A 2111-nucleotide genomic window follows, 5' to 3' on the forward strand; every position below is an offset into this window, starting at 1 on the left:
TGCAGATGTATACATGGTTAAACCATTTGAGCCAGAAGAATTAGTGGCTCAAGTGGAGTCTTCCTTAAAACATACCGAACGTTTGATCGCTCACCATAGTAAGGGAGAGGATGGACAGAGAATCCACGTTCCCTTCGATGTGCAGTTAACTCCGACCGAACTAAAAGTAGTACAGCACGTAGCGCGGGGTTTAGCTAATCGTGAAATTGCCGATGAACTAAATGTCAGCCAGCGCACTGTCGAAAGCCACGTATCCAATATGCTGGGCAAAACAGGTCTGCATAACCGCACAGAACTGGCACGCTGGGCAATTGAAAACAGCATGGCCTAAACCCAAAGATTAGTTATTAGCCATCTACCTCTCGAACGCGGTTTTAAGCTCCTCCAGGGTTTACTTAAAGACAAAGGTGACTTAGGCTAAATGGGCGAGGAACAGCAGTTAACAAAGCTGTTTCTGTCTAATCTTTTTAAACACTATTTACCACGTATAGCGGTACATTGGGAGCCTCCGTCTTTTTAGCGGGGAAGTATCAAAAAGAGTGACAGGGTATGAGTTTGGCGAGCAAAGTTTTTAGAAATAAACGCTACTGCACCAAACTCTGCTTACTTTCTGTATCGGTCAAAATAAAACAAGATGCTTTGATGGCTGCTTCCAGAGGATAAGCAATTATCTGCAAAACTGAAATAAAGTTCTACCAATCACCAACTTTCTTCTTGGAAGTTAGAATCATGCCAAACTTCTAGATCCAAGTCATTGATGTAAATTAAAGCACTGCGAATTTGCCCAGAAGTACCTTTGAGTTCCAAGTCAAACCAGCCATCATCTCGTGCATTGGCTGAAAGTAATGCAGCGGCGATGTTGACTGTGACGCCGTGTTGAGAAATCAACTGCGAAATAATTGGTTCCTCATGATAATGTTTGGGGATGCGAACCCGAATCCTAACTTGTGTGTGTCTGTTGTCATCAGGAGAAGTAGGAAGGTCTAATTCTTTACTTAATGCAGAGGTATCAAATTGCTCTGATGGAATGTTGTTGCTGTTTTGAAGTACCATTTTTTACTCCGGGTCTTTCAGGTTTATCGTGAAAAATGTTTGCTATGTTAAAGATGCGTACATAGTGATTTACGGCACGGGAACTTAATTATTGGTTGAAATTGCTAAACTTACCGCCCATACCTAAACCACACTACGATTAGATAACTATCCTCCTGAATGGGTAATAGGTAATTTGAGATTTCAAATTTTAGATTTCAGATTGAACTAAATAAATTTGAAATCCGAAATCTAAAATTTGAAATTAGCAAATTTGTCTCATTCAACTTCTTTAATTTTGGTTTTACGTTCCAAAATTTCTTTCAAAACCAGCGTGACAAATGCCAAACCGGCAAGCAGTACAGCAGCAGAAAATGCTGCTTGAGTCTGGTATTGCTTGTAAGCTTCTTCTACAAACAGCGGCAGAGTTTGAGTTTTACCGGCAATGTTGCCAGATACAACCGAAACCGCACCAAACTCACCCATAACTCTGGCATTGGTCAAAATTACACCGTAAAGCAAACCCCAACTAATATTGGGTAGGGTGACGCGCCAGAATACTTGCCAGTCATTCGCACCTAAAGTTTTAGCGGCTTCTTCCTGTTCGGAACCAGCTTCTTCTAAAACGGGAATAACTTCGCGGGCGACAAAAGGCAGGGTGATAAATGAACTCGCCAGTACCATTGCAGGTGTGGCAAAAAGAATTTTAATGTTTACCGCTTGCAGGAGTGGCCCAAACCAACCATTGCGTCCGTAGAGAAGAACAATCATCAGTCCAGCTACAACTGGGGATACCGCAAAGGGTATGTCTAAAAGACTAATTAAAAAGGTGCGACCGCGAAATTGATTGCGTGCAATTACCCAAGCTGCACAGAGTCCAAATATCGTGTTTACAGGCACGACAATCAGAGCAATTAATAGGGTCAGGTTTACGGCGTGGACAAAGTGAGGTTCTGTGAGGTTGTTTAAAAAAGGGCCGACGCCTTGCTTAAATGCTTGTACAAAGACGTTAACGGCAGGAATGAACAAGATTAAGGATAAGTAGGCGATCGCCACCACAATCAGAACCACTTTTACCC

Annotated in this window: 3 protein-coding genes; 1 reads left to right on the forward strand and 2 read right to left on the reverse strand. The window is 42.3% G+C overall.

What is annotated here, in order from left to right; translation table 11 throughout:
- Positions 1-331 (forward strand): response regulator transcription factor (locus H6S82_RS30415; RefSeq protein ID WP_191057266.1); only part of this gene is annotated, 331 nt, incomplete at its 5' end.
- A gap of 368 nt (positions 332-699) precedes the next feature.
- Here the strand turns inward: H6S82_RS30415 and H6S82_RS30420 are convergent.
- Together H6S82_RS30420 and cysW are read right to left on the reverse strand one after the other, a co-directional pair.
- Positions 700-1053: an NIL domain-containing protein gene (locus H6S82_RS30420; protein ID WP_190465843.1), complete on the reverse strand. Its 354-nt coding sequence runs from the start codon at positions 1051-1053 to the stop codon at positions 700-702.
- A 258-nt stretch (positions 1054-1311) separates the two neighbouring features.
- On the reverse strand, positions 1312-2111 hold an 800-nt coding region (cysW, locus tag H6S82_RS30425), incomplete at its 5' end, for a sulfate ABC transporter permease subunit CysW (protein ID WP_199317998.1).

The sequence above is a fragment of the Planktothrix sp. FACHB-1355 genome, assembly GCF_014748295.1.
Taxonomy (GTDB): domain Bacteria; phylum Cyanobacteriota; class Cyanobacteriia; order Cyanobacteriales; family Aerosakkonemataceae; genus Aerosakkonema; species Aerosakkonema funiforme_A.

Excerpts from the sequence above, each read along its gene's own strand:
- H6S82_RS30420 (WP_190465843.1), bottom strand. The coding sequence starts at position 1,053 with ATGGTACTTCAAAACAGCAACAACATTCCATCAGAGCAATTTGATACC.